General features: G+C 59.4%; 5 protein-coding genes. 3 read left to right on the top strand and 2 right to left on the bottom strand.

Going from position 1 to position 6,668, the window contains the following annotated elements:
* The first annotated feature begins 550 nt into the window (after positions 1-550).
* On the top strand, positions 551-1,699 hold the full coding sequence (locus tag BGE01nite_RS28430; RefSeq protein WP_146856286.1) for a hypothetical protein: 1,149 nt from the start codon (positions 551-553) through the stop codon (positions 1,697-1,699).
* On the opposite strand, the gene BGE01nite_RS28425 is transcribed toward BGE01nite_RS28430, so the two are convergent.
* Positions 1,700-2,566 carry a class I SAM-dependent methyltransferase gene (locus tag BGE01nite_RS28425; RefSeq protein ID WP_146856284.1) on the bottom strand — a complete coding sequence of 289 codons (867 nt, stop codon included), beginning with the start codon at positions 2,564-2,566 and terminating at the stop codon, positions 1,700-1,702.
* A gap of 25 nt (positions 2,567-2,591) precedes the next feature.
* Positions 2,592-3,365 (bottom strand): SDR family NAD(P)-dependent oxidoreductase, encoded by a 774-nt coding sequence (locus BGE01nite_RS28420; protein WP_146856282.1) that lies wholly within the window; start codon positions 3,363-3,365, stop codon positions 2,592-2,594.
* Between the two features lie 222 nt (positions 3,366-3,587).
* On the opposite strand from BGE01nite_RS28420, the gene BGE01nite_RS28415 reads away from it, so the two are divergent.
* Both BGE01nite_RS28415 and BGE01nite_RS28410 read left to right on the top strand, forming a co-directional pair.
* A complete protein-coding gene (locus BGE01nite_RS28415; protein WP_146856280.1) occupies positions 3,588-3,818 on the top strand; it encodes a hypothetical protein in 231 nt (76 codons plus the stop codon).
* 149 nt (positions 3,819-3,967) lie between these two features.
* Complete coding sequence (locus BGE01nite_RS28410) at positions 3,968-6,400, top strand: PPC domain-containing protein (RefSeq protein WP_146856278.1); 2,433 nt, start codon at positions 3,968-3,970, stop codon at positions 6,398-6,400.
* Positions 6,401-6,668: the final 268 nt, after the last annotated feature.

The raw sequence follows: 6,668 nt of genomic DNA, 5'->3' as shown, positions 1-6,668 counted from the left end.
TCGCCGGCGCGGCAGCGCCCCCCCAAACCCCCGGTAGGGACGAGTTGAGCTCGTCCCTAACTCAAACTCACAGCATCTCCGCTATCTCGCCCAAGGTCCGAGTTTTTCCAACCCCACCCTAGACCCTACTACTATTTGGTTAGGCCGTAATGCTGAAGACTCGTTCTCGAACAGGATAAAACATTGATCCGGAGAGCCTCGCGGCCTCATTGGCAAACAAGGTGCACCACCTGCTATCAACACCATAGCAGGCAAGCGCCCGACTCTGCCAGTGAGGCCGTTCTATTTTCGGTGAGTCGATTCGGCTTCCCTGCGGGAGAGATTATTGATATTCAAAAATGCCCTCTGGCGAACCAGCCATGGGGCGGATGCCAGTCCCCCCGACATGAATCCGAATCAGTCCCCCCACCCGCAGCCATCAGAAACCAGCCCGCCACAAAACCCGGGCGCATCGTCGCGTCGCTGGCAAAGAGCCACCTGGGTTTTCGCGGTGCCCGCTGGTATCTTCGTGCTTCTGTATGTATCTCTGTTCTGCGAGCAGTATGCCCTCATGAGAAAGACCTTGGACGACGCTGTCCGCAATGGAGCAGCGAACCAGCAGTCCAGCCCCACTCAAGCCACCACGACACTGGCCACCGCCGCAGCAAACTCCGGCAACAGTCCGGTCAAACCCAGCCGGTGGTTTTCACTCGGAACACCCGCAGGTTGGCAGCCGCCGACCGACTCTGCCCACATCTGGCCGACAGAATCACTGCCAGGCCGCTTCTGGAAGTCACCGCTCGAAATCGCCCATCCCGAACAGGTCGAGCCAGATCCATTTGCACCGAAGCCTGCTCCTTCAGAGGGAGCGACAGCACTCCCCGCCCCTGCCTTGGCACCCTTGCATGACTGGAGCCTGTCCTTCGGCTCCTGGGGCATTGGCTGGGTAGATTTTGGCAAGGCCACCGTCATCAGGTTCGGTCCTTGGCAGGGATGGTGTCGCTTTTACCTGAATGAAATCGTCCTGGTGCTGGGGGTCACCATGGGCCTGCTAGCCGGTCTGTGTCACACTTGCCGGAGTCATGCGCTGCACGGCTCCTTCTGGCGCCGCACTTGGGCGCCGACCATCGTGCTCCTACTCCTCGCACTCGCCGCCCGCCTCGCGTGGCGGTGGGAGATGGAATGGGCTTGGGAGGTGAAGAAGATGGGATGGCTGAGTCACTTTTTCTGGGCGGTGCCCGCTGCCGTGGCCGCCTTCATCGGCTGGGCCGTATGGGCGGCCTCTGTGGGGCGTCGCTGGCTCCTGATAGCAGCGCTGGTCGTCCTCGCTGTCGGCTGCGCCTGGATCTCCTGGCGAGCCATCCTCAACTACACAGTGTTTGAACGCACCAGGCTGATGGGGTGGGATGCCACCTTCATGAGAGACCACATGATCCACGTTCATCGCATGCAGCTTCTGGCCATCGCCATGTGGGCCGCCATTCCGGTGCTGTTTGCCCTGACGTGCAAATGGTTCGGCGCGCGCATTTCCTGGCTGCGCGCGGGTTTCTCCGCAGCCCTCTTTGTACTGAGCTGGCCATTGGCCATGATCGCCGCCCTGTTTTTCGAACTCATTCCCCATGACGACCCAATACAAGTTCTGAAAAGCGGCACCGCCATCCCCTTTCTCATCTTTTCGTTAGGCCTTCTACTGCTCGGCACGTATCGCCGTGATGCCTGATCAGGCATCACGCCGCACATGCGCCACGATGAGCCACCCAATGCGCTCCTTGAGCCACTGGCGCAGGCCTTCGGGGATGAAAGGGATCATGCGAGAGCTCATGTGCGTGACTTTCACGGCCTCCACCACATAGCCGGAGTCTTCCATGGCCTTCGTCAGACTCTCCCGGCTGTAGTGTTTCTGATAAAAGCCGTCCGTGAAGTGGCGCTGCACACTTTCGAACGTCTCGCCCTTCAAAAACCGGCCTTTCAAGATGAGCCAGTACAGCCCCTTCAGCCAGAAGCGCGCACTGTTCCGGTGATACACCATGATGAGCCCGCGACCACCGGGCTTCAGTTTGCGACAAGCCTGCGCAAAGCAGCGCTCAGGATGCGCGCTGTGATGCATGACACCCCACGAGTAAAGATAGTCAAAGCTGCCGTCCGTCAGCGGCGAAAGGTCCTCAGCATCACACTGCAAGGCCTGCACACTGGAGATGCCGCTGACCTCGGCATGACGCTTCGTCAGTTCCACGGCCTTCGCCGTGATGTCCACCGCCTGCACGATCATTCCCTGACTGCCGAAACGGCAGGCGGCACTCCCGGCACCGCAGCCCACCTCCAAAACCTTCGCCCCTTGGCAGAGCTCAGGCCAGACCTGCTGAAGGTAAGGATTGGTGCCAAAATAGTGTCGGTCCACCCGCTCAAAATCCTCCAGGTTCACAGGATCGCGCTCTTCCTTGCCCCAGTCCTCATAGGTCATGGGCAGCGTCTCCCACCAGAGGCGGTTCTTCTCATTCACCTCCAGCGGCTGAGCAGCGATCTCGTCCCGAACCTGGTTCGTGGCCGTGCTCGTCCAGGATTCGATGTTGTCGGTTTCGTTGCTCATCAAGAAACCTAAGCGGCAATTCGCGTCAGCGCAAATTCACCGCACCACCGTCAATGGGATAGGAGCTGCCCGTGACGAAGCCCGCTTCATCACTGCACAGATACAAAGCCAGCGCGGCGATCTCATCAGGCCGTGCCATGCGACCAATGGGCTGCGCTTCGCTCAGCTTCTGAAACATCTCCGCCTCACGGCCGGGATACGTCGTGGCGAGATACCCATCCACAAACGGCGTGTGCACACGCGCCGGGCAGATGCAGTTGCAGCGGATGCCTTGTTTAATAAAATCCTTCGCCATCGAGTAGGTCATCATCAGCACCGCGCCCTTCGTCATCGAATACGCGAAGCGATCCGCCAGCCCCATCTGCGCCGCGATGCTGCACATATTGAGGATCACGCCACCACCCTGCGGCACCATGCGATCAATCGCCGCCTGCGCGCAGTTGTAGACGCCTTTGATGTTCACGTTGTAGAGCTTGTCCAGGTCCGCTTCCTCGGTGGTCAGCACCGTGCCGATGTGCGCGATGCCCGCATTGTTCACGAGAATGTCGAGGCTCGGGACACGCGAGGAGATCTCCGCGAAGACACCTTTGACCGCCGCCTGGTCTGCCACATCCACCGCCCCTGCCCTGGCGCTGCCACCTTCGGCGATGATCTGCTCCACCGTCCCCTGCGCCGCCTCGAGCTTGAGGTCCAGCACTTCGACATGGGCGCCCTGACGGGCAAAGAGCATGGCGATGGCCTGGCCAATGCCAGAACCAGCACCCGTGATGACAGCAGTCTTGTTAGAAAGGGAGAACATGGAAGGATGAGTAACGGTCACCATTAAGCAGTTTTCCATTCTGGCATCTCCGAATCACATCCGGCGGTGACATTGAAGACAGCATCTTGTCCCTCGCCCCGAATGTGAACGTCAAAAACAATGCGTTTGTTGAGGCTGGCGCAATAGGGAGACGAGAAGAAGGACTTCTGTCTAAAGGCCAGTTGTTTGAATAGCGACAAGATCATACAATGTAGTCAACCAATGAAGCGATCTGAAGACATCGAAATTACCCTTCGGGGCCATGAGGCTCTCGTCCTATTCGATTGGCTCGTATCGCTAAGCCTTCAGGGACATGAAAACGAACCTGATGCTGCCACGCAAAAGCTTTTGTGGCAGGTAGAGGGGACGCTAGAAAAGCATTTGGTTGAAGTGGTTGACCCGGCCTACAAAGCACTTTTGGAGGAAGCCAAAATCAAGTTGTTGGCCTCATAAGTCTTGCGCGCTCCTACACCTCCGCCTTCCCAAGGTCATTGGACAGGAGGAAAGGGACGCCTCGGGCGCTTTTAGGTCTCGAGACCTTCCCCCGCCCCTTTTTCACGGAAACGAAATTTTCCCGGATCTCCCTGCGTAATCTCTCCGTCATGTCCCCCCGTCTACTCATCACATCTCTCTTAGCCGCTGCTGGCCTTTCCTTCGCAGCCTACCCGGAATTCTCCGCCACGATCCCGAACGGCGGCCCTCGCGGCGCGGAATGGCAGCTCACCGTGACCGGCGCCAAACTGGCAGACTTTGAGAGCCTGATGTTCTTCAGCCCCGGCATCACCCAGAAGAGCGTGGACAAGGTGGAGGCCAACAAGGTCACGCTCACCATCGCCGTGGCTCCTGAAGTGCCGCTGGGCAATCACCTCGTGCGTATCCGCACGAAATCCGGCATCTCCCACGTGCGCCAGTTCTTCGTCGGCCCCTTCCAGAACCTGCAGGAAAAAGAACCGAACAGCGAGATGGATGCCGCTCAGACCATCGAGCTCAACAAGACTATCGAGGGCGTCGTGCTGAACGAGGACGTGGACTACTACAAGATCACCCTGAAAAAGGGCCAGCGCATCTCCGTGGAGGCCGACGGCCTCCGCCTCGGTTACACCACCTTTGACCCCTACATCGCCATTATCGACAAGGACAAATTCGAGAAGTCCTTCTCCGATGACACCATCCTGCACCGCCAGGACGGCTACTGCTCCTTCGTCGCTGAATACGATGGCGACTACTATGTGATGATCCGCGAGTCCTCCTACCGCGGCGGTGGTAACAACTACTACCGTCTCCATGTCGGCAGCTTCCGCCGCCCTGAAGTCGTCTATCCTGCCGGTGGCAAAATTGGTTCGACCACCAAGGTCCGCTTCATCGAAAAAGACTCTTCCTTTGAAGAAGACGCCGTGCTTCCAGCTGAAGTCGATCCCGGCTTCATGCTCCTGTCCAAGACCCAGGAGTCCGCTCCCTCCGGCAATCCCTTCCGCCTCGTGGATTTCGACAACGTGCTCGAAGCCGAGCCGAATGACGAGCAGGCCAAGGGCACCGTCGCCCCCGTCGGCGAGCCCATCGCGCTGAACGGCATCATCGACAAACCCGGTGACGTGGACTTCTTCAAGGTCCCCTTCAAAAAAGGCCAGCAGGTCGTCCTTCAGGCTTATGCCCAGAGCCTCGGTTCCCCGCTCGATTCCGTGGTGAACGTGTATAACGAAAAGGGTGGCAGCCTCGGTGGCAATGATGACGGCGGTGGCCGTCGCCGTCTCGACAGCAAGCAGACCCTGAACATCCCTGCCGATGGTGACTACTACGTCCGCGTGACGGATCACCTCGAGCGTGGTGGCCCGACCTTTGTGTATCGCCTGGAGCTCGTCGCCAGCCAGCCTTCCCTGACCTTTGCCTCACCGCACTACACGGTGAATGACTCGCAGTATCGCCAGTTCATGGCCATCCCTCGCGGTGGTCGCATGGTGCTGCTGGAAAACTTCAGCCGCAGCGCCGTCAGCGGTGACTTCAAGTTTGAGGCCACCGGCCTTCCGCAGGGCGTGAAGATGCTCAGCGACCTCGCTCCGAAGGACCAGCCGGCCATGCCGCTGATGTTTGAAGCCGCTCCCGATGCGCCTCTCGGCGGTGCCATCGTGCCAGTCACGCTGAAGGCCGTGGATCCCGCGCAGAAGATCGTCGGCAAGATGCGCCAGGAATTCGATATCGTCCGCGCTGGTAACGTGGTGTACTACACCGAGTTCGAGGACAAGCTCCCCATCGCCGTCGTCGAAGAGGCTCCCTATTCTCTCGAGATCGTGAAGCCCACCGTGCCGCTTGTGGCTAATGGTGTGATGAACCTCAAGGTCGTCTGCAAGCGCAAGGAAGGCTTCAAAAATGCCATCCGCATTTTCCTGCCTTGGAAGCCACCGGGCATCAGCGGCCTGGGTGAGGCCACTATCGCCGAAGGCCAGAACGAGGTTTCCTTCCAGATCGATGCCAACGCCAACGTCGCCGCCGGCACGCACAACTTCGTCGTCATGGGCGAGGTCGATGCGGGCAATGGCCGCGTCTACAATGCCTCCCCCTTCTGCGAGGTGAAGACCGATGGTGCTTACCTCAACGCACCAGCCATCCCGCTGACCGCCGTGGAGCAGGGCAAGGAGACCGTCATGGTCGCCAAGCTCGAAGGCCTGAAGCCTTTCAATGGCGAGGCGAACGCAAATCTCGTCGGCGTGCCAGACACCATCCAGATCGAGTCCGCGAAAATCACCAAGGACACCAAGGAAGTCGCCTTCAAGGTCATTACCACGGATAAATCCCCCGTCGGCAAGCAGGGCAACCTCTTCGTCCAGGTGGACGTCCCCGTGGAAGGCGGCACCACCCTCCACCGCATCGCCCTGGGTTCCGTCCTGCGTATTGATGCCCCTCGCAAGGCCCCCGCCGCTCCTGCAAAGCCAGCCGTCGTCGCAGAGGCCAAGCCCAAGGAAGAAGCCAAGCCCGCCGCTCCAAAGCCTCTCTCCCGCCTCGAGCAGCTCCGCCAGGAAGCCTCCGGCGAGAAGAAGTAAGGCTTTAAACCATCCACCATTAGTCTGACCATTGTCGGATGAGCGCTTCGCCGTTCATCCGACGATGTGCTTTAGCCCCCGTGGGCCAAACCATTTTAGGTTTGAGGGCCACAGGCCCGGCACTCCTCAGCCCTGGGCAACGCCCAGGGTTAACCAAGCCAGACGGTCATTGCTAACCCGAGCGCTGAAAGTGCGAGACTCGACTCCTCGCGCTTTGTTGTCCAACCACCTCGGAAGTCGGAACAGGGCATGGACTGGTTCTCGAAAA

Source organism: Prosthecobacter gellanilyticus (genome assembly GCF_007992435.1).
GTDB classification, from domain to species: Bacteria; Verrucomicrobiota; Verrucomicrobiia; order Verrucomicrobiales; family Verrucomicrobiaceae; genus Prosthecobacter; species Prosthecobacter gellanilyticus.
Note: the sequence above shows the minus strand (reverse complement) of the source record. Positions and strands in the feature narration are given on the sequence as shown.

Excerpts from the sequence above, each read along its gene's own strand:
- BGE01nite_RS28420 (WP_146856282.1), bottom strand. The coding sequence starts at position 3,365 with ATGTTCTCCCTTTCTAACAAGACTGCTGTCATCACGGGTGCTGGTTCT.
- BGE01nite_RS28410 (WP_146856278.1), top strand. The coding sequence starts at position 3,968 with ATGTCCCCCCGTCTACTCATCACATCTCTCTTAGCCGCTGCTGGCCTT.
- BGE01nite_RS28415 (WP_146856280.1), top strand. The coding sequence starts at position 3,588 with ATGAAGCGATCTGAAGACATCGAAATTACCCTTCGGGGCCATGAGGCT.
- BGE01nite_RS28425 (WP_146856284.1), bottom strand. The coding sequence starts at position 2,566 with ATGAGCAACGAAACCGACAACATCGAATCCTGGACGAGCACGGCCACG.
- BGE01nite_RS28430 (WP_146856286.1), top strand. The coding sequence starts at position 551 with ATGAGAAAGACCTTGGACGACGCTGTCCGCAATGGAGCAGCGAACCAG.